General features: G+C 54.9%; 24 protein-coding genes. 12 read left to right on the plus strand and 12 right to left on the minus strand.

What is annotated here, in order from left to right; genetic code table 11:
• Window positions 1–33: 33 nt before the first annotated feature.
• The 6 genes from RRB22_12150 to RRB22_12175 all read right to left on the minus strand — a co-directional run bounded on the left by RRB22_12150 (window position 34) and on the right by RRB22_12175 (window position 3851).
• A complete protein-coding gene (locus RRB22_12150; protein ID MDT8385156.1) occupies window positions 34–288 on the minus strand; it encodes a helix-turn-helix domain-containing protein in 255 nt (84 codons plus the stop codon).
• Between the two features lie 77 nt (window positions 289–365).
• Window positions 366–1469: a zonular occludens toxin domain-containing protein gene (locus RRB22_12155; GenBank protein MDT8385157.1), complete on the minus strand. Its 1104-nt coding sequence runs from the start codon at window positions 1467–1469 to the stop codon at window positions 366–368.
• 5 nt (window positions 1470–1474) lie between these two features.
• Complete coding sequence (locus RRB22_12160; GenBank protein MDT8385158.1) at window positions 1475–1789, minus strand: DUF5455 family protein; 315 nt, start codon at window positions 1787–1789, stop codon at window positions 1475–1477.
• Complete coding sequence (locus RRB22_12165; protein ID MDT8385159.1) at window positions 1789–3057, minus strand: hypothetical protein; 1269 nt, start codon at window positions 3055–3057, stop codon at window positions 1789–1791. Before RRB22_12165 ends, RRB22_12160 begins: the two co-directional genes overlap by 1 nt.
• 48 nt (window positions 3058–3105) lie before the next feature.
• Window positions 3106–3315, minus strand: a complete 210-nt coding sequence (locus RRB22_12170) for a major coat protein (GenBank protein MDT8385160.1) — start codon at window positions 3313–3315, stop codon at window positions 3106–3108.
• A gap of 248 nt (window positions 3316–3563) precedes the next feature.
• The gene (locus tag RRB22_12175; protein MDT8385161.1) at window positions 3564–3851 is read right to left on the minus strand and encodes a single-stranded DNA-binding protein; all 288 of its coding nucleotides are present in this window, start codon (window positions 3849–3851) and stop codon (window positions 3564–3566) included.
• A 244-nt stretch (window positions 3852–4095) separates the two neighbouring features.
• Between RRB22_12175 and RRB22_12180 the strand changes: the two genes are divergently transcribed.
• The 3 genes from RRB22_12180 to RRB22_12190 all read left to right on the plus strand — a co-directional run bounded on the left by RRB22_12180 (window position 4096) and on the right by RRB22_12190 (window position 4981).
• Entirely contained in the window at window positions 4096–4239 is a 144-nt protein-coding gene (locus tag RRB22_12180; GenBank protein ID MDT8385162.1) for a hypothetical protein, read from the plus strand.
• A gap of 93 nt (window positions 4240–4332) precedes the next feature.
• Entirely contained in the window at window positions 4333–4608 is a 276-nt protein-coding gene (locus RRB22_12185) for a hypothetical protein (GenBank protein MDT8385163.1), read from the plus strand.
• 25 nt (window positions 4609–4633) lie between these two features.
• Window positions 4634–4981 carry an antitoxin Xre-like helix-turn-helix domain-containing protein gene (locus RRB22_12190; protein ID MDT8385164.1) on the plus strand — a complete coding sequence of 116 codons (348 nt, stop codon included), beginning with the start codon at window positions 4634–4636 and terminating at the stop codon, window positions 4979–4981.
• Between the two features lie 59 nt (window positions 4982–5040).
• On the opposite strand, the gene RRB22_12195 is transcribed toward RRB22_12190, so the two are convergent.
• The 3 genes from RRB22_12195 to RRB22_12205 all read right to left on the minus strand — a co-directional run bounded on the left by RRB22_12195 (window position 5041) and on the right by RRB22_12205 (window position 7952).
• Window positions 5041–6234, minus strand: a complete 1194-nt coding sequence (locus tag RRB22_12195; GenBank protein MDT8385165.1) for a phage/plasmid replication protein, II/X family — start codon at window positions 6232–6234, stop codon at window positions 5041–5043.
• A 325-nt stretch (window positions 6235–6559) separates the two neighbouring features.
• Window positions 6560–7288: a ZIP family metal transporter gene (locus tag RRB22_12200; GenBank protein ID MDT8385166.1), complete on the minus strand. Its 729-nt coding sequence runs from the start codon at window positions 7286–7288 to the stop codon at window positions 6560–6562.
• Between the two features lies 1 nt (window position 7289).
• A complete protein-coding gene (locus RRB22_12205) occupies window positions 7290–7952 on the minus strand; it encodes a class I SAM-dependent methyltransferase (protein ID MDT8385167.1) in 663 nt (220 codons plus the stop codon).
• A 377-nt stretch (window positions 7953–8329) separates the two neighbouring features.
• Here RRB22_12205 and RRB22_12210 point away from each other — a divergent pair, with 377 nt between their 5' ends.
• From RRB22_12210 to RRB22_12225, 4 genes are all read left to right on the plus strand, one after another.
• Entirely contained in the window at window positions 8330–8626 is a 297-nt protein-coding gene (locus RRB22_12210; GenBank protein MDT8385168.1) for a DUF1540 domain-containing protein, read from the plus strand.
• A gap of 577 nt (window positions 8627–9203) precedes the next feature.
• Window positions 9204–11429 (plus strand): GspE/PulE family protein, encoded by a 2226-nt coding sequence (locus RRB22_12215; protein ID MDT8385169.1) that lies wholly within the window; start codon window positions 9204–9206, stop codon window positions 11427–11429.
• Window positions 11430–11551: 122 nt separating this feature from the next.
• The gene (locus tag RRB22_12220) at window positions 11552–12667 is read left to right on the plus strand and encodes a PilT/PilU family type 4a pilus ATPase (protein ID MDT8385170.1); all 1116 of its coding nucleotides are present in this window, start codon (window positions 11552–11554) and stop codon (window positions 12665–12667) included.
• 272 nt (window positions 12668–12939) lie between these two features.
• Window positions 12940–14409: a YdiU family protein gene (locus RRB22_12225; GenBank protein MDT8385171.1), complete on the plus strand. Its 1470-nt coding sequence runs from the start codon at window positions 12940–12942 to the stop codon at window positions 14407–14409.
• Between the two features lie 29 nt (window positions 14410–14438).
• On the opposite strand, the gene RRB22_12230 is transcribed toward RRB22_12225, so the two are convergent.
• Window positions 14439–15287 (minus strand): universal stress protein, encoded by an 849-nt coding sequence (locus tag RRB22_12230; GenBank protein ID MDT8385172.1) that lies wholly within the window; start codon window positions 15285–15287, stop codon window positions 14439–14441.
• A 17-nt stretch (window positions 15288–15304) separates the two neighbouring features.
• Window positions 15305–16795 (minus strand): SulP family inorganic anion transporter, encoded by a 1491-nt coding sequence (locus RRB22_12235; protein ID MDT8385173.1) that lies wholly within the window; start codon window positions 16793–16795, stop codon window positions 15305–15307.
• A 329-nt stretch (window positions 16796–17124) separates the two neighbouring features.
• On the opposite strand from RRB22_12235, the gene RRB22_12240 reads away from it, so the two are divergent.
• From RRB22_12240 to RRB22_12255, 4 genes are all read left to right on the plus strand, one after another.
• Window positions 17125–17802: a pseudouridine synthase gene (locus tag RRB22_12240; protein ID MDT8385174.1), complete on the plus strand. Its 678-nt coding sequence runs from the start codon at window positions 17125–17127 to the stop codon at window positions 17800–17802.
• Between the two features lie 344 nt (window positions 17803–18146).
• A complete protein-coding gene (locus tag RRB22_12245) occupies window positions 18147–19733 on the plus strand; it encodes an FGGY family carbohydrate kinase (GenBank protein MDT8385175.1) in 1587 nt (528 codons plus the stop codon).
• Complete coding sequence (locus tag RRB22_12250; GenBank protein ID MDT8385176.1) at window positions 19730–20491, plus strand: glycerophosphodiester phosphodiesterase family protein; 762 nt, start codon at window positions 19730–19732, stop codon at window positions 20489–20491. The genes RRB22_12245 and RRB22_12250 overlap by 4 nt, the downstream gene beginning before the upstream one ends.
• On the plus strand, window positions 20484–21890 hold the full coding sequence (locus RRB22_12255; GenBank protein MDT8385177.1) for an FAD-dependent oxidoreductase: 1407 nt from the start codon (window positions 20484–20486) through the stop codon (window positions 21888–21890). The genes RRB22_12250 and RRB22_12255 overlap by 8 nt, the downstream gene beginning before the upstream one ends.
• Before the next feature lie 254 nt (window positions 21891–22144).
• Here RRB22_12255 and RRB22_12260 read toward each other — a convergent pair whose 3' ends face one another.
• Window positions 22145–22864 carry a hypothetical protein gene (locus RRB22_12260; GenBank protein ID MDT8385178.1) on the minus strand — a complete coding sequence of 240 codons (720 nt, stop codon included), beginning with the start codon at window positions 22862–22864 and terminating at the stop codon, window positions 22145–22147.
• Window positions 22865–23061: 197 nt separating this feature from the next.
• On the opposite strand from RRB22_12260, the gene RRB22_12265 reads away from it, so the two are divergent.
• On the plus strand, window positions 23062–24168 hold the full coding sequence (locus tag RRB22_12265; protein ID MDT8385179.1) for an efflux RND transporter periplasmic adaptor subunit: 1107 nt from the start codon (window positions 23062–23064) through the stop codon (window positions 24166–24168).
• Window positions 24169–24199: the final 31 nt, after the last annotated feature.

The following is a 24199-nucleotide window of genomic DNA, read 5'->3' on the forward strand; positions in this document are numbered from 1 at the left end:
TCCTGTTTCAAAATTCCCGGTGGTTTTTACCCACTAATTCTGCTGAAGAGCCAAATATTCTTTTTCCGCTTGGGGTGGTAAATCGCACCCACCATGTATTTCCGCGCTTGTAGATCGACATCGGGGCACCTGTTTGCTGCGAATATAATTGATTAAATCATCTTTTAAGAAGACCCATGATTTCCCTACTTTCGCACCAAGGAGCTCTTGTGCCTTAACACGACGTCGCAGTACTTCATGATTTATCTTTAAGAATAATGCCGCCTCTTTTAAATCTAATGTTTCCATCTTCCTTTAACCCTTGTTATGGCTTCACTAGATATATAGTCAGCGTCCGGAAATTACCCCGTAACGTATTGATATTATTAATTTGTTACTTGGTCATCTAAATTAAAGCGTTGCTCAACCAGCACCCGCTGCGCAGGCACCGGTTGAGCACCACAATGAACATGAACACGTTTTTTTGATGCGTAGATAATGCTTTTGCAAAGACCATTAGATATGACGCTATAACCCATTCCCTCGATGTCAGAGGTTGTTAAGTCCCCAAGCGGTGTGCGGAATATCTTTTTGTCGAACACAGAACCAACTATAAATAAAGGCTCAATATCCCATGGTTTTTCATTTACTGTTTTTGTTATTTCTATCTGACTTTGAGGAATTTCTATTTTTGAAATGTTTTTTATTGATTGAGGTTCATTTTGAGAAGCAACCGTTTGAACTGCAAACGCTGAACCAATGCCTAGTACAAACGGTACAAACCATTGTTTAAAAATGCGAATAATTTTTTTTACTGGAGATTCATATTCTGTAAATTGACCTGTTGTTTGCCAAGGAGAAAGACAAGTATGAACACCGCTAGGATAATTAGCTGAAAAAACTTGCCGAGTATCATAGGCATCATAAAGATCTTTTGCTCTGTACCACCATCGATCAACACGCGCGGCTTGAGTGTTATCTCCATAATAAACGGAGCCAACATGTATTTTGGGAAGGGTGATGAATGATAAGAATGGAAGTTTAAGTCGATCAGAGCGCCTACAAATTACCAAAAATTCGCATAATGAATCACGTGCTTGTTTGTCAATCAAACTAATATCTTGAACAATAAATAATATATCCCAGCCAAGTTTTCTGGCATGCAAAAACCAATCAAGAACAGGCAGACGTGCCTTATCACTCCAGTTTCTAGTGTTCAACCAAGTTCCCAGCTCATCTAAAACAAGAAGGCCATACGTTGACTCGTCAACTTTATTGCTACCACGACCAATTGCGTTTAGATCATCTATGTTAGGTTTGTCAGGAATTCGAACATATGTTTTTCTGGATCTTTCCGAGTACATCTTGTCCAAATTTAGATCTACATTACTAACAACTTTTTTGCCAGAATTTAAATAATCTCGCGCACGTCCAACAGCAGCTAATGTTTTTCCTGAGCCCAATTTCCCAGTAATAAAATAGACAGACATAATTATTAAAAAAGTTTGAGTTGAATGACTTTTGTATTCCAGTCATAGGCCCACCGCAAAAGATGCGCAGAGATATAGGCTGAAATACACGCAGACGTGTTGGTTGGTAAAAACCAGCTTGCGCCGATGACAATTTCTGTAGGTAATGTAACTGCCATAGCAGTATAGAGCGCATCAATTGCAGTGATAAATGCAGCAGTCAATGACACTATGACAGTAATACCTGTTAAAACGAGCGCAACTCGCTTTGTGAGCCATGACGAAAAGAAACCGACTATGCCTGAAAATAATGAACCCATCCAAGCAGCTAATAAAGGCATTAAGAGGGTCTCCTAACAGCGATTTGGAAAATAAAAAGGCCGGTTAAAATATATAAAAACCAAGCAATTATTGTTTTCAACTGATTTAGTTTGGAACACTGATCTACGCTTGGGAATGTATAATTAAATCCAGCGTATGACATTGGAATGGTTTGGCATGTGGTTGTGCCATTGGGTATGGGTGGAGACCATGATGGTGCAGCCATTGTGACACCATCAGTTAGATTTGAAGTCAGTGCATCAATACCAATTGAATCTAGTTCAGTTTGATAGCTGACAGTAGAGCTGGGAGTTCCAGTTTCATCAATGGAAACGCCGCATTTTGGTTCATTGATACCACCACAAGCACCAATTCCGCCGGTACCGGTACCAGTGCCAGGTACAGATCCGGTGCCAGGAATAACATTTGTATCAACGCTCGTTACAGTTCCAGTTGGACCGTCAATTGTGAAATTCTGAAATTCGCCAGTTTGTGGATTTGACTGTTGAACTGTTATTTCACCAGTGGCATCTGAGTAATCAACCTGGAGAATTTTGTCATCGTCTGTAACAGATATTTGGTTCGTCCAAATTACCCCGAGGCAGTCTGGGTCTCTTGCATGAGCGACAAAAAGATCAACTCCAGGCTGAAGGGAAACATCACACGCACCGTCAGTTTTCCAAGTTGGGACAGCAGGATCAGTTAATTCGCATACGCCTGCATTTGAAGTATAGCCAGCGTCACACGTAGTTTCAGTATTTACTTTTTCAAGAGTAAACGTGTTAGACCAACCAGTATTATTAGTTACTGCAGTGTCATCAACGTTAGTGAGAGTGCATTGACAGCTAAATTTACTGGCGGTACATGTTCCAGGTAACGTGCCTTTAAAACCTGATCCATTGCCAACAGCTTGAACATAGACTGCATGCTCCTGAGCCGCAGCATTACAAGCAATGAAACGATCGGGGTCTAGTGCAGCATAATTATAAACATCCGTGGCTTTCCAGTTTTCACCACCTGACACAATTGCTTCAGATGTTGCAGGAGGAGTATTTTCATCTGGCCAGTCCGACGGTGCTCGTGATTCAGTTGGCTCATCAAGATAAATATTAATGACGCCAGAACTTGTGCCGGAGGGAGTAACTGTATCAGATGTAAAATACGTGATCGCTAATAAAGAAATATGAGCACCAATCGATATTCCCCACCAAATCGGAGCGAGCGCAAAGCTCGATGCACTTAATGAAATAAGTGCAATAAAAACTATTTTTTTTGTAATTTTTTTCATTTTAAAAAATAACGGGCCAAATTAATTGACCCGTTATTAATATTGCTTTTAAAGCTTTGCGATACCACGTTTGACAATTTTGAACAGGAAAAACCCACCAACGATCGCTGCGAAAATCGGCCAGATAAGATCGATTACCGAGAGGGCGTCAGTCTGCATTCCAGTGATGGTTGTGCCGACAACAGCCGGTACAGCAGCAAATGCACCAACTGAAGCGGTACTCAAAATGCCAGCTACAATGATTTTCATTTTTTTCATTTTATTCTCCATTTAATAGTTTAAAAGTAGATCAGAGTTGATCCACGCCTTTTTTGAAAGCCAACAAAACGTTAGCCATTGAGAAACCGATTACCCATGCGCCCATGAGGTAACCGATCACTTCGAGAAGCGCTGAATCCCAGGTCATCTTTGAAATCCAGCACTGAATCCCAGCGCCCACATCAACACAATGGCGACTGTTAAAATGACGTCCGACAAATTATCGAGTGTGAGAACTTCCACTATGACTATGCAGCCCGAGTTTTACTGGAAACATGAAGAGGTAGGAGTTTGAGACGACCAACTGATAAATTTTGAAACCGGTCAATGACAAAAGATTTTTCATCAACTTGATATTCGCCAGGTGGGTAAGGTTGTTGCTGATCGTCGAGTTGAATTTTCAACTCCATTGGATAAGGTTTATCGCGTAGATGAATCCAGCCAAATTGATTTCGAATTGAAAAGGGATTGCCGGTTTTCTTCGAGTTGCCAGTAAAGACGTCGATTTCAGTAGTTTTAATTTCAATTTTGAACATTTCATTCTCCTTTAATTTTTAATTGCCATCACAATACTAATAGGCAAGGGGCGGAAATATCTGTATAAGTATTTGTTTTGTATGAAAATACTGCTTGTCTTAAAATAAAAGCGGCCGTGATTATAAAATTATAAAAAGACAAAATTATAATTACAGTAAATAATCAAACAAGTCAACGAAAATTGTTTATAATTTTGTCATGATTAAAAAAGCGTCTGATGAAAAAAAAATAAGGAGAGATAAAGTGACGATCTGGGTAGATCGGGGGCTGCGCGACGATCTGAAAATTGCTGCAGTAAAAAAAAGAGTAACAATTGAAGAGCTGGTTGATGCCTTGCTGCGAGAGCACCTAAAATCAAAAAAAAACCAGATTGATGATCAAATTTAAACTTTTCTTAATTCCAAATTCACCAATTGAATCAATAAGATGCGAGCAGATTCGGAAACCCGAATCTTTTGAAAAATAAAGAAGGGGAGAACAATGAAAAAGATATTCATTTTGCTGGGTGCAAGCTTTTTTATGGCTACTGTGAATGCCGATGATGGACGGTACTGTAATGTTGATGTTAGCGCCTCTTTGCGAAGCGATAACGCGTTTGGTAACTGCCAGGCAGGTGATGTTATCCAAACTGGTTTAAACAAAATAACTACCGTCTGTGACTTCAGTAAGACTATATTTTTGGCTGATCAATCAAAGTTTGGAAGAGACCAGGCATTTTGTGTATATCGAGGCTCACCCAGGACAACCGTTAAATAAATAATATATGGAAACAGGGAGAGAAATGAGCGAAGCAGGGCTAGCAGCCTTCTTCTCGATCGCCCGAGAGATTGGACTGAGTACTGAGCAGCAAATTACCCTGCTCGGCTCCCCAGGCCGCACAACCTTCTTTGAATGGAAAAAGAAACTTCACGGTCAGCTTAGCCATGATGCGATGGATAGGCTGAGTTACATCATAGGGATATATAAAGCTGTACAGATGCTCTTTTCGGGTGCGAATGTGCAAGAATGGCTGACGAACGTTAATAACAACCCTATCTTCTGTGGTAAATCACCGTTGGAATACATGCTGAGTGGGCATTTAGTGGCCTTAGCTGATGTCCGGCGCTACCTTGATTCAATTGTTCAATAATTAATCAATTATTCCCATGGTGGGACAAAAGTCCACTGGTTATATACGTGGACCTAAAATCAAGCAGCCTGGTACCAGCCTGGATATTGCGCACAAAAATCAACCTCTATAAACCGAATCATCGGCACGACCTCAGAGGCAAGACCATGACCGCGATGCTGCTGTAACAGAGCCTTACTTAGACCGACAGAGTGTAAACCAGCCAAATGACGAGAACGAGTAGATGAAGGGGTGTTTTTAGACCACTCAGCATACCCCTCACTTCTAATCAACCGATAACTCTTATACATGGCAATGGCATTCGCATTAGAATATTTACCTGTTTTTTCACTAATCACACCATAATTTAATTCTAAAAGACTTAAAACATTATCATCAGAAGGTATTCTCATTTCTTTATTTCCTATACATTTCAATAACTTATCAAAAGATTCTTTCCAAATATCTATTGCAATTTCACGAGTCCAATATTTACATAACATTTTTAAATTAGTTGGATATTGATTTCTTATTAACCATCGAGATTTTACTTTAGCTTCCCACCGAACCATACACTTAGCAAAGTCTAATAATTTTTCATCATAAATCGCCAATTTATGTTGATTTTTTATTTCATTTTTTTTTAATTTTTCAAGTGTAGTCAAAACCTCAGGATACTTCGCGTACACTGTTTGAGTTTTCAGACGAGAATGTTTTTTACCAAAGTAAGAAGTTGTAGCGTATCCACCATTTGATTTTGTATGTCCGTTGGAGACATTTTGTAGAGCTTGAATAAATAAACCTGCTTCGCGTTCTGATTTCGCGCGAGAAAAAAAAGTCACATGCATTTCAGCAACTTCCCAAGTTGGTTCATCCAAATGAAATACTAATTCTGGATATGTCGTGTATAAAACCTCAAACAACGCCATTGAACATTCCAACAAATTTGTACTTCCAAAAACATTATGACCCAGCATCAATTTTGCAGGCGATGCCTTAATCTCAATGTATGGCTCAGGCTTAATTTTATTTTCAGGTGAATGAAAAACCTTAAAAGACAACCCAGAATTCGAGGTAGGAATACTTTGCCAAGGAACACGAAGATCCTCAAAAGTATCATCAGGCATTAATGTGCCGGCTAAAGGAATTTTCAGATTAGTAATACTAAAATCCATCCATGGATCAGAAATTTTTTCACGCTTTAAAGGATTTTTTTCTGCAAGATAACTAGCATCCTTTTTAAAAGTACATCGTAAAACAAGCATATCAATCATGACGAAATGCCTGGTGTATCAATTTTGTATCAAAGCAATATTCGAGAAACCTAGAAATAGATATGGGTGGAATAGGTTCTGATGGGGGTGGATTCTGTAAACCTTTGATTTTATTGAGGTGATCATCAGCCAGTCTGGCTACGAACCAGGCGGTCGGGAGTTCGAATCTCTCCGGGCGCACCATATAGCAGCAAAATCAGACGGTTACCGAGTTGCTCGGTAACCGTTTTTTTTTTGCGCCTATTGTTTGCCGGGCCGTGAATACCTAAATCTCCCTCGCGCACCATCGCTGCGGCGCCCTTTACCGGCCTGTCGAAATGGCCCGCTATTTGGACACGATAATGAGCACGGCGACCAGGATCCCGGCGCCGAGGGCGCACAGGCTGTACTTGCGATGCTCCTTTTCCGCCTGCGGCAACAGATGGGTCGCGCCCACATACACCAGCGCGCCGGCCGACAGCGAGAGCAGGGCGCCCAGCAGGGGGGGGTCGATGCGGTTGATGTAGGGCCAGGAAACCAGCATGCCCAGCGGTGTGGAGAGTGATGCGGCAAGCACAGCCAGCAGCAGCGCGGTCTTCTCGCTGAATCCGCTGCGCAACAGCAGCAGGTAGGTGATGATACCTTCGGGAAATTCATGCAGCACCATGCCGGTGGCAGCCAGCACGCCGGTGAAGATGCTGACGGTAAAGGTGATGGAGTAGACGAAGCCGTCGATGAAGGAGTGAAAGCCGATGCCGATCATGGGCACCAGGCCGATGCCGTAGTCTGGATCCACGCCCCGCTCACAGACGAAGGCGGTGATGAAACGATTGAACAGGTGCATCATCAAAAACCCGCCAAGCAGGTACAGCGGGGCGTGGGGGCTCAGCTCGAAGGACTTGGGGATGATGTGCAGGAAGGACACCGAGATCAGCACGCCGGCGGCGAAGCACACAAAGTAGATGCTGTACCTGCGCCCCCAGGCCTCGAAGTGGCGGATGGTGTAGATGCCGACGCCCGTCACCAGCGCCGCAAGCATACTGGCGCCAAACGCCGTCCAGAAGGTGTTTCCCATATTATTTGCCCTCTGCTGCGCTGTGCATCAGCGAGGGCCGTTTGACCCTCACCACCACAAAGGCCCCCGCACCATGGCCGGCACTCAGGGATTCGATCTCATGCGTTGCTTCCAGCGTCTTTGATAGGGTCTGCACCCAACGCGGTTCGATAAATCCCGTGTCGTGAAGTAACTGGTCCACTTCGGTGGCCGAGAAAAAGTGCGCATCACGATAGAACACATTCTCGACCTGGTGCACCAGATAGTGCTGCCCCAGTGCACTGGTGCGATCGATAAAACCGATCACCAGTACGCCGCCGGGTTTCAGTACGCGCCAGGCCTCGTTCAGCATCGCGCCAACGTCATTCACGAAGCAGATCGTGGTGACGCACAGCACACGGGCGAAACGGTGATCCGCAAAGGGCAGCGCCTCGGCCACCGCCTGCACGGTGGTGATACCGCGGCGTGCCGCATAGCCCAGCACGGCGCGAGCCGGATCGATGCCGACCTGCACACCCAGCGGAGCGGCAAAGCGCCCAGTGCCAACACCAATGGAAAGCCCCGGCCCTTGCCAGGGCAACTGCGCACGCACCGCCAGCAGCTCCGAGTGATAGGCCGCCGCATGCTGCACGAACCAATCGTCATAGCGCTGGTGATGGCTTTCAAATGGCGCGGTTTTAGGCATCGCCAGGGTCACTCCCGTAGGCTCGCGACTGGATGGATAGGGTTCACAGGCACCGCTGACTTTTTCAGGTATCGATGACATGGTTTATCTGGTGCAGTGCGCGGATTATTCTGCGTGCCTATAGGGTCCGCGCAACGCGCACATTGCGCAACGTGGGTGTTCTGAAAGCGCCCAGCGTTGCACTGTGCCAGATTGATTTATAGCACGTAAATCAGGCGGCAATTTGATTAGTAGCTTTGGCTGAGCACTCTGGTGGGGCACTTCGGCTGATGGTGTGCTACGTTTTTAATGGCATAGGAGCCTGTCGGGCCTGGGACAGGGTCAGACAAAACACAGCGCACAGTCAAGAGAGAACGGACAACAACAAGGAGGTTACGATGAAGATGACAATCGATATGCCAGTGGTTAAGGCCTGTAGCATCAGCGAATGTGGCTATAACCGGGCCAACAAGTGCCATGCCCGCGCCATCACTATCGGTGGGGGTACCCATCCCGGCTGTGACACCTCGTATCTGGGGGCGCCGGTGCGCACGACGGGGAATAATACGGCGGGTGTCGGTGCCTGCAAGATTACAGGCTGCACATTTAATGATGACCTGGAATGTAACTCGAGCAACATCACGGTTAGCATGAAAAATGACAGCATTCAGTGCATGACCTTCCAGGTGCGCTAGGCGTCTGCCGACCGACAATGGCCGGCTGTAGCTGGTCATTACCTGTAGGCGGTGCGAGGCCGGAGCATGAGACCTAGCGCCGGCACTGGCGGCCAGGGCCTATACTAACGAGACGTAAACCAATGGGTCAGGATGAGAGTCCTGGCCCATTTTTTTGCATTGCCGGTCGCTGAATAAAAAACGTTGTGCGATGCGTCCGCAGGCTGCGTTTCGCGCTCCCCCATTCCCTCGCCGCAATCCCCCTGTATCTCCACCAACTCCCAGGCCGCAGATGTGGGTCAAGTTTCAGGCTGTTCTGCCACTAATACCAGGGTGTTCGATGCTTTCCCGGCAGGGGAGGTAGCGAAAGTTGTTGTCTCATATGGATAAGTGCCGCGTGGCAGCAATCCAGACTTCATGGATAAACATGTCAATGCCCTATATGCACGAAAGAAGTCCGGAACAGTTGGTAGAGGCCGGGATCCGACCGGATGCCACCTTTGGGCTTCCTGTTGCGCCTGCAACCATTGGCCGGGAGTCGTCGCTCCACGATGCCCCCGTTGTCGCCTACAGAATGCAGGGTGAACCGATACACGGCATGTTGAAAGCGTTCGACGGCGCACATAAAACGCTGGTTATCGAATCGCAACAGGCGGCCAGTGTCACGCTTGACTTTGACGCATTGCGCTACCTGGCGTTTTCCCGTTGCCTGCTTACTGAAACGGAATCTGCTGCGACTCGAGCCCAGGCAGCGGCACACCAGGCCACCAATACTGCGGTGGCGGCAGCCGACAAAAGTTTTGAACTGGTCTACAGGGACGGTAAAAAATTGCATGCCAGCGCGGAAACCATTCTGCTGGACGCCATTGGCCTGCATATCTTTCTCGACAAGACCGATGGCCATGTCTATCGACTATTTGCGCCCAACACCACACTGGAAAAATACAGCGCTAATAACGCTCTGGTACAAACAGTGGCTGAACATCGCATGGCCCACCCAATGCATGAAGCGGTGCATGCGGCGGTGGTGGGGCAGGTCAAGGACGGGCCGCATCTTGCCTCGTCGCCGGCGCCAGGTAGTATCCGCACCTTGCCGCCGGCGACCTGCCGCAGTGAGTTGATTGAACGGTTAGAGGACCGGTGGCCATTGCCGGCGCAGCGTTTGGGCGAGTTATTGCTGGCGCAGGGGCTGATCACCTACAAGCAGTTGGACGATGCACTGGCCTATAAACAGCGGCTTCCCGAAAAGCGTATCGCTGAAATTCTCGTGCAGAAGGGGGTGGCGAACGCGGACGATATATACGGCATCCTGGCCTTCAAGCTGGGACTGCACTTTGTGAAGCTTGGTGCATTTGATATCGATTCCGCGTCGCTGACCCATTTCCCGCGAGAGCTGGCGATTCGTTTCCATGTGCTCCCGCTGTTTGTCCATCACCACCTGTTGGTGGTCGCGATGTCTGATCCGACGAATTTCGATGCCTGCAAGATGGTGGAGTTTGTCACCCAGCACCGGATCGAGGCCGTCATGGCCCAGCATGAGGATATCGAAGCGGCGATTGATAAATTCTATGGCCAGCAGGAGGATGATGAGGCGATAGAAGAGTTTAGCGAAAACGGTGCCGCTGGCGGAGAAAACGAGGAAGGACTCACCAAGGAGGCTGCGCGCCTGAGTCAGGAGAAACCCATTGTTCGCCTGGTCCACAATATGATTATCGAGGCCGTGCACAGAAGGGCCTCGGATATCCACATTCGCCCCGGAGAAAAGGCCGTTGACATCATATTGCGCATAGATGGCACATTGATCCCGGTGCGTAATTTTACCAAATCCATACTGGCGGCGGTGGTCAGCCGTATCAAGATTATCGGCCGCATGGATATCAGCGAGCGCAGGATTCCGCAGGATGGCCGGGCAAGCACCAATATATACGGCAACAAGGTCGATCTGCGAATTTCCGTTATGCCGACGATCAATGGCGAGAGTGTTGTGATCCGCATCCTGGATACCATGGCGGGCCTGCGGAATATTGATGAGCTCGGCTTCAATGATCATGACCATCATCTATTTAAAGATATGATAAGTCACAGCTATGGAATTCTGCTGGTCACCGGTCCGACGGGCTCTGGAAAATCAACCACACTCTATGCCGCACTGGAACACATCCGAAAAAGCAACGTCAATATTATCACCGCGGAAGATCCCGTGGAGTATCACATCGACGGCATTGAACAGATGCAGGTCAATCACCAGATTGATTATTCTTTTGCCCGCATTCTGCGCAATATTCTACGGCATGATCCCGATGTCATTATGGTGGGCGAGATTCGCGACCAGGAGACGGCGAAAACCGCCATTGAAAGTGCGCTTACCGGGCACCTTGTGCTGAGCACCCTGCACACCAACAGCGCCGCGGTAACGGTCACGCGTCTGCTGGAAATGGGGGTGGAACCCTATCTCATTAATGACACCCTGCTGGGCGTTTTGGCGCAACGTCTGGTGCGTGCCAACTGCCCGCTATGTCTTGAGGAGGAAGCGGTCGACCCGGTTGTGAATCAGGCGCTGGGTGTCGACAGTAAAGAAAAATTCTATCGTGGCAAGGGTTGTGAGAGTTGTAATAATACCGGCTACAAGGGTCGCCTGGCGGTGTATGAATTGTTGCAGATGAATCAGGCAATACGCTCGCACGTATTGAATGGGGTGAGCGCGGATATCATCCACGCCGAGGCCGTAAGCAATGGCATGACGGTGCTGACCCGGAATGCGCTCAATGCCGCCAGAGAAAAGAAAACCTCGCTTGCCGAGGTCTATCGTATCCGTCTTGAATAGCTGGGTGTCGAGATGGTCATTGCCTGTTAAGCAGGAAAAGTTAAGCATGAAAAATCAGTCATGAAAAATACTGTTTTATGCAATAGGCGCAAGTCGGTGTGTTATATGGGAGTGCTACGTTGATGGATATCCTGCCCTATCTGAAGCTGATGGCCGAAAAGGGCGCCTCCGATCTTTTTTTCAGTACCGGCGCGCCGGTCAATATCAAGATTGAGGGAGTCAGCGCTGCGTTGAACGACACGTCGCTTCCGCCCGGGGTGGTCAAAAAACTGGCCTACAGTGTTATCAGCGATGATCAGCAAAAGACCTTTGAAGCGGAGATGGAACTGAATCTCGCGATCTCTGTGCATGACATAGGACGCTTTCGCATCAATCTGTACCGTCAGCGTGGCGAAGTCGCCATGGTGGTCCGATATCTCAAATCGCATATCCCATCCATTGAAAACTTGCACCTGCCCGCTGTGTTGAAGGAGCTGATCATGGAGCCGCGCGGATTGATCCTGCTGGTTGGCTCCACCGGTTCAGGCAAGTCTACGACCCTGGCCAGTATGATTGATCACCGCAATGCCAACAATACCGGCCATATCCTGACCATTGAAGAGCCCATCGAATTTATCCATCAACACAAGAAATCCATCGTTGACCAGCGCGAGGTTGGGCTGGATACTCTAAGTTATGCCAACGCCCTGAAAAATGCCATGCGCGAGGCGCCGGACGTGATTCTGATCGGCGAGATTCGCGATCGGGAGACCATGCAACACGCCATAGCCTATGCGGAAACAGGCCATCTCTGCCTGTCGACGCTGCATGCCAATAACGCCAATCAGACGCTGGACAGGATTATCAATTTTTTCCCCGATCCCATGCATCATCAGTTATTGCTGGATCTCTCGCTGAATCTGCGGGCGGTTGTTTCCCAGCGTCTGGTGTCTGGCGTGCAGGGCAAGCGCGTCCCCGCCGTTGAGATCATGCTTAAATCGCCCTATATCTCCGAGCTCATCGAGAAGGGTGATATCGAAGGAATCAAGGACGCCATTGGCAACAGCACCGAGATGGGCATGCAAAGTTTTGATCAGTCTCTGTATGAACTCTACAGTATGGGAAAAATCAGCATGCAGGAGGCGCTGAACAATGCGGATTCCCGCAACAACCTGATGCTAAAGTTTCGCCTGGCCAGGGGTGTCGCAGGCGGGAACTCCACCGATGACCTGTCCATTACGGAAGAGAATGACCGATAGTCATGAGGTTGCCTGGTGTGGGAAATCGCTATCACCGGCGGTGCTGATCAGAAGACCCGGTTCACTAGGAGCCTGAATAATACACTTATGGCGAGTGTGAAATTCGACCAGGGCCGCAGGCGTCATCCCAGCGGACTGCTGCGCTCTACCGGAGCGGATAGACAAACACTCAAAGCCTGTGAAAAATTCGATGCCCGGTCCTCCTGGCGTACAAGATAATTCCCGCATTGAAACCACGTTGTATTTTTTCTGCGCCTTGTCAGAATGATTCCATGCGTACCCTTGAACAGCTGAATTTCGACAACACCTACGCCAGCCTGCCGGAGATCTTTTTTTCGGAACATCAGCCGCAGGCCCTGGCGGGTGATTTTCTGATCCACTTTAATCCGCAGGTGGCGCAGCTGCTGGGCATGGATGCGGCCGAGGGCCGGCGAGGCGATTTGCTCGATATCTTTGCCGGCCGAAAACCCTTTGCGGGGTTCAGACCGATTGCCGCCTGTTATGCCGGCCATCAGTTCGGCCAGTATGTCTCGCGCCTCGGCGATGGGCGCGCCATCCTGCTCGGCCAGTTGCGCACGGCGCAGCATCAGCCTTGGGATCTGCAGTTGAAGGGCGCGGGCCAGACCCTGTATTCACGCGGCAGCGATGGCCGGGCGGTGTTGCGTTCGTCGATCCGCGAATACCTGTGCAGTGCCGCCATGCAGGGCTTGGGGATTCCGACCACCCACGCCCTGTTTCTGTCCGGTAGCCGCGAGGAGGTCTATCGCGAACAGATTGAGCCGGGTGCGATGGTGTTGCGGGTGGCGCCCAGCCATATTCGCTTCGGCAGTTTTGAATACTTCTTTTATGCCGGGCATTACGACGAGCTGCAACAGCTGACCGATTATGTGCTGCACCACTATTATCCACACCTGTTGAGCGCACAGAATCCGGTCCTCGCCTTTCTGGAGGAGGTCATCGTGGCGACGGCCGGACTGATCGCGCAATGGCAGGCGGTCGGTTTTGCCCACGGCGTGATGAATACCGATAACATGTCGATCCACGGCATTACCCTGGACTACGGGCCGTTTGGTTTTGTCGAGCAGTATGAGCCGGGTTATATCTGTAATCACTCCGACCCCCACGGGCGATATGCCTTTGATAAACAGCCGGAGATCGGCCTGTTCAACCTGAGCTGTCTGGCTCAGGCCCTGTTGCCGGTATTGCATGGCGAGGTGGATGAGGCGGTGGCGCTGGCCAAGGCGGCCCTGGCAAAATACCAGGACCAGTTTGTCGGCCATTATGCGGAGCTGATGCGGCGAAAACTGGGTTTTTCACAGTCGCGGGCAGACGATCAGCAGCTGGTCAGCGCGCTGCTGGATCTGCTGGCGACGAACCGGGTGGACTATACGATCTTCTTTCGCCAGCTGAGCGAGGTCGAGCCTGGCGGCTGCCGGGATCTGTTTGTTGACCGGGTCGGGTATGACCGGTGGTTTGCTGTCTATCAACAGCGTCTCGGGCAGGAGGCGGTGCCTGCCGAGGCCCGCAGTGCCCAGATGAAGCGGGTGAACCCCAGATACATACTGCGCAATTACCTGGCCGAAATGGCCATCCGTAAGGCCCAGCATGAGGACGACTATTCCGTCATCGAACAGCTGATGCAGATTCTGCAAGACCCCTTTGCCGAACATGAGGCCTTTGCCCGGTATGCGGGGCATCCGCCCGCGTGGGCGCAGCAGATCGAGGTGAGTTGTTCCTCCTGACTTCGACAGCCTACTGGCCTGACAAATGCCTAGCGCAGTAGCAGTACCGGGATCCGGGCGTTGCGGATCACGCTGGTGGTGGTGCTGCCGACCAGGAAGCGGCGGATCACCGAGTGGCCGTAGGCGCCCATGACCAACAGCTCGATGTCGTGTTCGCGGCGGTAATCGCAGAGCACCTGTTCCACCTCTCCCTGCTGTAGCACGGTGGTCACCACGAAGTCGGCGGCCTCCAGGCTGTGTCGTGCCCATGCCAGCTGGGCCTGATGTTCTTCGGTGTCGGCACCGACCATCAACACATGGCAGGGCAGGCCGCGGCACAGCGGACTGGCGGCCACCATCTCCACCGCCTTGCGCGTGGTGGCGCTGCCGTCAAAGGCGATCATCACTCGTTGCGGGGCGGTGAAGTCGGGCGGACAGACCAGGATCGGCCGCTGCAGGCTGCGCACCACGGTCTCCAGCCGGCTGCCGACATGCTCGCCCAGATGTTCGTCGTGTTTGCCCAGCACCAGCAGGCGGGTGTCCGGTTCAATGGCCAGCAGCGAGTCCAGCAGACTGCCGTGGCGTTGATGCACGATGGGCTCGGCCACGCCATCGGCCACCGCGCGCTGGCGGGCGGTCTCCAGCATCAGCCGGCCCTGTTCGAGGGCGAGCCTGCCGCGTTTTGCGTCGAGCTCCGCCAGCTCCTGCAGCAGGGCCTCGCGACTGCCGAGGCCGATGTTGCCGCTCAGGTCGGCGGGGATGGGGTACTCCGCCTTGTCCAGCACGTGCAGCAGCACCAGCGACGCCTCCAGCCGCAGGCTGGCCCAGGCGGCGCAGTCGCTGACCGCGGTGGAGACCGCGGTGCCGTCGATACAGGCGATTACATTGGTCTTGGTCATGGCGATTCCCCTTCCGGTCAGTGACCCATCAGTTGGTCGACGGCATCCGGTTTATCATGCACGGCGAATTTATCGACGATGGTGGCGCTGGCCTGGTTGAGGCCGATGATCTCCACCTCGGTGCCCTCGCGGCGGAATTTCAATACCACCTTGTCCAGCGCGCTCACCGAGGTGATGTCCCAGAAGTGCGCCTGGGTGAGGTCGATGACGACCTTGTCCAGCGCCTCCTTGAAGTCGAAGAACTCGATGAACTTGTCCGCCGAGGCGAAGAACACCTGGCCCACCACGTGGTAGCTGCGGGTGGTGCCGCCTGCGCTGAGCGTGGAGCTCACGTACTTGAAGCGGGCCACCTTGTTGGCGAAGTTCATGGCCGCCAGCAACACGCCGACGAACACGCCGTAGGCCAGGTTGTGGGTGGCCACCACCACCACCACGGTGGCGATCATCACCATGCTGGAGCTTTTCGGGTGTTTTTTCAGGTTGCGCAGCGACTCCCAGCTGAAGGTGCCGATGGCGACCATGATCATCACCGCCACCAGCGCGGCCATGGGGATCTGCGCCACCCAGTCGCCGAGAAACACCACCATCAGCAGCAGGAAAACCCCGGCCGAGAGGGAGGAGAGGCGCGTGCGCCCGCCGGATTTCACGTTGATCACCGACTGGCCGATCATCGCGCAGCCGGCCATGCCGCCCAGCAGACTCGAGCCGATATTGGCGATGCCCTGGCCCTTGCACTCGCGGTTCTTGTCGCTGGGGGTGTCGGTCAGGTCGTCGATGATGGTGGCCGTCATCAGCGACTCCAGCAGACCAACCATCGTCAGCGAGATGGAATAGGGCAGGATGATCAGCAGGGTCTCCAGGTTAAGCGGCACGTCGGGCCAGAGGAAGATCGGCAGGGTATCGGGCAGCTCGCCCATGTCGCCCACGGTGCGCAGGGGCAGGTCCAGCACCATGGCGATAAGGGTCAGCACCACGATGGTCACCAGCGGCGATGGAATAGTTTTGGTGATATAGGGAAACAGATAGATGATGCCCAGGCCGGCCGCGGTCATCGCATACACGTGCCAGGTGACCCCGACGGTGGCGGGGTTCAGCTCCGGCAACTGGGCCATGAAGATGAGGATCGCCAGCGCGTTGACAAAACCGGTCACCACCGAGCGCGACACGAAACGCATCAGCGAACCTAGCTTGATATAGCCGGCGATAATCTGCAGTACCCCGGTGAGCAGGGTGGCGGCCAGCAGGTATTCCAGGCCGTGGTCCCGCACCAGGGTCACCATCAGCAGCGCCATGGCGCCGGTGGCGGCGGAGATCATGCCGGGCCGGCCGCCGACAAAGGCAATCACCACCGCGATGCAGAAGGAGGCGTACAGACCGACCTTGGGGTCGACCCCGGCGATGATGGAGAAGGCAATGGCCTCGGGGATCAGCGCCAGGGCGACGACCATGCCGGCGAGCAGGTCGCCGCGGATATTGCTGAGCCAGTGGGCGCGCAGGGAAACAAACATCTCTTACCTATCTATCAATCGACAACGTTTTCATTATGGCCGTCCGCGGGCGCAGAGCCGCGCAGACGATGCGGGGCAGGAACAGGGCCAGTCCCGTGCCTTAAAGGCCGCGTAGTCTAACAGATGTTGGGCCGCATATCCCGCCAGGCAGGCTAGAAAAAATAGCGCAACCGCAGTTCATAGCGCTGGCGGTTGCATTTCTCACCAAACTCGCGTTGTCTGATGTTGGCAAACAACATGATGGACTGATAGTTTTGGTGCAGCGGGCCGGTGGGCATCGGCCTTTTTATTGTTAGAGATTGTTTGCCATGACTGGAGTAGTGTTAAAAATGACCGTCGCACATTCGCCGATGCCGGACTATCAACCCCCGACCGATGACGGCCTCGCGGTGCTGTATTGTGATGAGGGCCTGCTGGTGGTGGATAAACCCAGCGGCCTGTTGTCGGTGCCGGGGCGGGGGGATGACAAACAGGACTGCCTCCTGTCGCGGGCGCAGCGGGACTATCCCGAGGCCCTGATCGTGCACCGCCTGGACATGGAGACCTCCGGGGTGATGGTGCTGGCACGCAACAAGGTGATGCACCGACAGCTGAGCCTGTTATTTCAAAACCGTGAGGTGACAAAGCGCTACATCGCCGTGGTGGACGGGCGGATAGCGGATGCGGCCGGGAAGATAGACCTGCCCCTGATCTGCGACTGGCCCAATCGGCCTCGCCAGATTGTCGACCATCAGCAGGGCAAGCCGTCCCTGACCTATTACAAGGTGTTGTGGCGGGATGTCGAGCAGGGCATTACGCGGGTCGAACTACAGCCCGAAACCGGACGGTCGCACCAGTTGCGGGTGCATCTGCAGTCGCTGGGTCATCCCATCCTGGGGGACCGTCTCTATGCCAGCCCGGCGCAGCAGGCGAAAGCGCCACGGCTGTTATTGCACGCCCTGTCGCTGGCCTTTGTGCATCCGCTCAGCGCGGAACCGTTACGGTTTATCTGCGAGCCGGGATTCTGACCCGCTGCTGGATGGCCGATCGGCCATCGAAAACGCGGGCAAAAAAAAGCCCTGCTGGTGCTCGGAGGAGGGAGGAGCAAGGGGTAGCAGGGCCAAAATATGTTCTACAGAGGGGTCAGTAGAACGTGGGAAGGAGTTTAGCCTGGGTCTAATATTATTGTCAACTAATATTCTAAATATCTAATGATAATAAAATTCGCCCCGCTTATATGCCGGTATATATGACGCTATAACGGCGATAACAGCGGTCACCGTCCTGGTACAGGGCCGCGGCGCACAGGGCATTATAAGGCAATAAGAATCAATAGCTTATACGATCCGTGTGTGCCAATCGGAGAGGGATTATGATACAGCGACGTGAGGTGCCGGGCAGTCAGCCGACGCAGGGCCAGCTGGCGTCTGGGGTCATCCGGCCCCTGTATCTCAGCATCGATCAGGGCGGCCATGCCAGCCGGGTGATCGTGTTTGATCAGGCCGGACGCATGGTGGCCCAGGCGCACCGATCGGTGGCGGTGAGTCGACCTCGGCCCGATCGGGTGGAACAGGATGCCGATGCCTTGGTGGCATCGGTGCAGGCCGCTCTGGCTGAATGCCTGCAAACACTGGGGACGCGTTGTCGGGATATTGTGGCCGCGGGGCTGGTCACCCAGCGCTCCAATATCGTCTGTTGGGACCGCGACAGCGGTCGCGCCCTGTCGCCCGCGATCAGCTGGCAGGATCGGCGCGGCCAGTCCTGGCTGCAAGACTTTGCCCCTCACACCGAGCAGATTCGCCGCATTACGGGGCTGCTGCCCTCCGCGCACTATGGCGTCAGCAAGATCCACTGGTGTCTGGACCAGCTGGAGGTGGTGGCGGCGGCCCATCGGCGGGGCACCCTGGTCTGCGGCCCGCTGGCAAGTTTCCTGCTGTTTCGACTGTTGAAGGAGCGGCCCCTGCTGGTGGACTCGGTGAATGCCTCGCGTACCCTGCTGTGGGACCGGCGGACCCGGCAGTGGTCGGACGAGCTGCTGGGGCTGTTTGGGCTGGCGGCGGATTACCTGCCGCGTTGTGTACCGAACCGCCATGCCTTTGGCAGCCTGGTGGTGGCCGATGGGCTCTCTATTCCGCTCACCGTGTGCAGCGGCGACCAGTCGGCGGCCCTGTTTGCGACGGGTGCGCCCGCGGCGGGCAGCGCCTACCTGAATATGGGCACGGGCGCCTTTCTGCAATGCCTCACGCCAGCCGAACAGGCCCTGCCGGCCCGCCTGTTACAGAGCGTGGTCTGGCATGAGCCCGGGGCGCTGCTGCAGGTGTTGGAGGCGACCGTGAATGGCGCCGGCAGCGCGCTGGCTCTGGTCGAAAAGGGCTTGGGTATTTCGGCCCGGCAGGCGCAGAATCAGGCGGCGCACTGGTTGGCGACGGCCGACAGGATTCCGCTCTACCTCAACGGCGTCTCCGGCCTGGGGTCGCCTTTCTGGCGAGCGGATTTCGTCTCCCGCTTCGTGGGTGATGGGGACGAGAAGGCCGAGCCGGGGGCGAAGTGGGTGGCGGTGATGGAGAGCATCCTGTTTCTGCTGCGTATCAATCTCGAAGAGCTGGTCAGCGAGGCGGTGGATGTGCAACAGATTGTCTTGAGTGGGGGGCTGTCGGTGCTGGATGGGCTGTGTCAACGCCTGGCGGATATCAGCGGCCTGCCGGTAGAGCGCCTGGCGCAGAGCGAGGCGAGCGCCCAGGGGCTGGCCTTCCTGCTGGCCAGCCCGCCGGCAACGCCGGTCGCGGAGGGTTCCGCTGTTACCGAGGACGGGGTGGCCGACCATTGGGTTGCTGAGGACTGGGCCAGCGACAATCGGTGCGAGCGATTTGCGCCCGCCGCCAATCCCGCCCTGCTGGATCGCTATGCGCGCTGGCGGCGCGCGTTGCAGGCGGAACTGGACAGGACGTCAGCATCATGAATCCATCGACCGCACGCCCCCGGCTCATCGCCCATCGCGGTTACAGTCAGCGATATCCCGAAAACACCCTGCTCGCCCTGGAGGCCGCGCTGGACGCCGGTGCCGACTATATTGAGTTTGACGTACAGTTTACGGCGGACCAGGTGCCGGTGGTTTTTCACGACAGCGAGCTGGCGCGCATGACCGGCAGTGAGGGGATCATTCAGGAGACCTCTTTTGCGGCCCTCGCCCGGTTGCGGGTGAGCGAGGTCGACAGACTGGGCGAGGCCTGTGCGCCACAGCCCATACCGAGCCTGGAGGCGGTGCTGGCGTTATTGCAACGCTGGCCGCAGGCCACCGCCTTTGTGGAGATCAAGACCGAAACGCTGAGGCAGTTTGGCGTGGATCCGGTGGTGGAGATTCTACTGGCCGCACTGCAACCGGTCCGCTCCCAGTGTTACCTGATTTCCTTTGATGAGACGGTGCTGGCGCGCGCGCGACAGGCGGGTCAGTCGCGGATTGGCTGGGCGATTCGTGACTGGAGCAGCGCCGCGCAGCAACAGGCGCGGGTGCTGGCCCCTGATGTGCTGTTCTGTAATGCGCAAAAGATCGGCGCCGAGGCGCTGTGGCCGGGGCCGTGGCAATGGGCCCTGTACGACATCGTCGACCCGGAGGAGGCGCTGCGCTGGTTCGCCCGCGGCGCGGATTTTATCGAGACCTGGGATATCGGCGGCCTGCTGCAGGATCCTCGCCTCAGGGGGGAGCGGGCCGATGACTGAGCACGCCGGTCTCGCCCCTGATCACGGCTCTGGTCAAGCCGCTGCGCACACCCCCGCACACTACGATGTGCTGGTCATCGGTGGCGGCATTCACGGCGCCGGGGTGGCCCAGGCCGCGGCGGCGGCCGGCTACTCCGTGTTAGTGGTGGAGCAGGGCGAGGTGGCCAGCGGCACATCGAGTCGCTCGAGCAAGCTGATTCACGGCGGTCTGCGCTATCTGGAACATGGCCAGTATTCGCTGGTACGCGAGTGCCTGCAGGAGCGCGCCTTGCTGCTCAGGCTGGCGCCGGATCTGGTGCAGCTGCGGCCCTTCTTTATTCCGGTGTATGCCGACTCCTCCCGCAGCCGTTTTCGGGTGTGGGCCGGATTGAGCCTGTATGCGCTGCTCGGTGGGGGCGGTGCCGATACGTGCTTTCGCAGCCTGCCCCGACGCGAGTGGAGCGCGCTGGACGGGCTGAAACGGGACGGGCTGCGTGCCGTGTTCCAGTACTGGGACGCGCAAACGGATGATGTCCAGCTGACCCGTGCGGTGATGGCTTCGGCACAGAAACTGGGCGCAAGGCTACAGACGCAGACCACGTTCTGTTCGGCCATTCGCCCGCCCGCTGCGACGACGACGACGACGTCGCCGGTCGCCGATCACTGGCAGGTGCAGACCCGCTGTGCCCGCACCCACACCGAGACCACCTGCACCGCCCACAGCATCGTCAATGCCGCCGGCCCCTGGGTGAACGAGGTGCTGGCGCGCGTGCTACCGGCGATCGCCGCAGTGGACATTGCCCTGGTGCAGGGCACCCACCTGGTGTTAGCGGGTGAGGCATCGCACGGCATCTACTATCTGGAATCGCCTCGTGATGGACGGCCGGTGTTTGTCATGCCCTGGCACTGTGCGGCGGAGCCGGCAACGACCGGGGTGTCGCAGCATTCCCACTCGTCGTTACGCAGCGCCATCCTGCTGGGCACCACGGAGACCGGTTTCAGCGGCGATCCGGCCACGGTGCGGCCGCTCGCGGCGGAGCGGGAGTACCTGCTGGAAACCTATCGCCACTATTTTGGGGATGATGCGTTTGGGGGTGATGCGTTTGGTCATGCGCTGGCTGACGACAAGGGCGACCCTGCCGGGCAGACCCCGCCCGTGGTGCTCGACGCCTTTGCCGGGCTGCGGGTGTTGCCGGCGGGGGGCGATGCGCAACAGGGCGGGCATGCCGCGCGACCCCGGGAGACGCTGTTGCAGCCGGATCGGCCGGGCTCGCCGCGCCTGGTCAGCGTGTACGGTGGCAAGCTGACCACCTACCGTTCCACCGCCCACAAGGTCCTGCAACTGCTGGCGGCGAGCCTGCCGCGCCGCGCGCCGCTGGCGGACACACGCTGCCTGCCGCTGGAGCGGGTGGTGGATTAACGCCGTGAGACCGGCCCGGCGGCTGCGGGCGGCTGTGAGTCAGGGCCACTTTGGCTTACTAACTCAAGTTTCGGAGTTCATCGTCATTACCGATGCGTCTGGAGGGAGGGGTCTTTTGCTGGACACGCCGTAAATCCATCCCTGGAGGCTCGGTTGCCGCATCCCTGCGGCAAACGGTCCTGCAAAAGACTCCTCCCTCCAGACGCTTTGCTCCGGCGAACTCCGAAACTTGAGTTAGTGAGTATGGCTCAAGGCTACTGCGAGGCCTGCTGTCTGATCTGCAAGACCTTGGGGTCGTCCGGTTGCAGACGGACGGTCTTGGTCGCGCCGCTATTGCTGGCCAGGTAGGGGGCCGCGGCGGCGGCCATCACCGGCATCACGCTACGCAGATCATTGCTTTCACTGGTGGAGCTGATCAGGGTCTTCCATAAAACGCTGTGTTGTTTTGGATCGCCGGCATGAATCCTGTAGGCCTCGAGGGCGACCGAGCTGGTGTATTCAACATAACTGCTTCTTTCCAGCACGGTGCCCACGTACTGGGTCTGTAGCGGCACATGCACAGTGCCCTGGGTGGTGGTGGTTACGCCGCCGGAGTCGGTCTTGGTTTCGGTGAAGGTGATGGTATTGCCGCCGAAGGTTTCATACAGCGGATGGGCGAAGGTGTGAATCCCCACCCGCCCGTCGGAGACCGCATAGCGGAGGAAGACCTCGATATCCGCCTGCTCGCGCGCGGCGACCTTTTGATAGCCCTTCTGCTCCAGAATCGGGATGAAGTAGGCGCTAAACTCGCGAAAAAACAGATCGTTTTCCTGACCCTCGGCGTTGCCGTTGAGCAGCACATAACGCGTGGAGGCCGCGCTGTCCGCCGGGTCTGCGATGGCGCTGACCTGCACCGACAGTCGGGTGGCGCAGCCGAATAGTGTCAGGCTGAGCCCGATGAGCACCACAGTGCGCCAGATGGATCGACTCTTCATTGTCTTGTGCCTCGTTGTGAATAAATCTATTTTAAGTGTAGATCCTGAAGTGCCACAGCCCAAGCCATCTTGCCTATCAGGTTGTTTATTAGTGTTCGCTAATATACAGAATGCTGCTATGCTCCTGTTTTATCTACTTTTGGCCCGCAGCCGGGTAGCATGCCCTGATACCTATGTCGACGAACCGGAATAATTTTATGCGTAACAATCATCCGTTTTTTATCCGCCCTGCCGCCTGCCGGATCGCATCTGCAATGGTGCTATGGCTGGGCGCGCTGGGCCTGATGAGTGCCCCGGGCAGCGTCCTGGCCGAGGAGTCACTGGCCGTTGCGGTGGCGGAACAACGCCTAGTGCCCGAGGTGTTTGTGGCCGATGCGGTGATCGAGGCGGTGCATCAGGCCACCCTGGCGGCGGAAACCACCGGTCGTATCCAGCAGATCTTTTTCGATGTGGATGATGTGGTGGAAAAGGGCGCGCTGTTGTTGCGCTTCACCGACAAGGAGCAACAGGCCGGCGTGGCCCGCGCGGAGGCGCAGTTAAAGGAGGCGCTGGCGCGCTTGCAGCAGGCCGAGGATGAACACACGCGGGTGCAGTCGGTGTACGAGAAAAAGCTGGTGGCGAAATCCGCTGTCGACAAGACCCAGGCCGACCTCAAGGCGGCGCAGCAACGCGTCAAGGCCGCCGAGGCGGACCTCAAGAGCGCCCGCGAACAGCTGGAATATACCGTAGTGCGGGCCCCGTATTCGGGCATCGTGGTGGAGCGCCATGTCAATGTAGGTGAACGGGTACAACCCGGCACGCCCTTGATGACCGGCTTCTCGCTGGCAAAGTTGCGCGCCACGGCCAGCGTGCCGCAAGGCGTGGTGGAGGCGGTGCGCCAACACAGCCGGGTGACCATCTCCCTGGCCCGGCCGAGCGAGAATGCCGCAGTGGACAGCAGTCTGAACAGTGACCAGCTTACCGTGTATCCCTATGCCGATGCCGCGACCCATGATTTTACGGTGCGGGTCGAGCTCTCTGCCGTGCCCCCCGGTTTTTATCCCGGCATGTTCGTGAAGGCGCAATTTGTGACGGGCGAGGTATCGCGGCTGCTGGTGCCGGCGACGGCGGTGGTGCATCGCAGTGAAGTGACGGCCGTGTATGTGGTGGATGAACAGGGGCGGGTGGAGTTTCGCGCCGTGCGTATTGGCGCCTATCTGGATAAAGATACCATCGAGGTGCTGGCCGGTTTGGTCGCCGGCGAGCAGGTGGCCCTGAATCCGGTGCAGGCCGGTGTGGTGCTGAAGGCGCAACGCCGGCGCTAGATCTTTCAGCTGCTGCGGTGCGGGGCATCAG

The sequence above is a fragment of the Gammaproteobacteria bacterium genome, from assembly GCA_032250735.1.
In the GTDB taxonomy this organism is placed as follows: domain Bacteria; phylum Pseudomonadota; class Gammaproteobacteria; order SZUA-152; family SZUA-152; genus SZUA-152.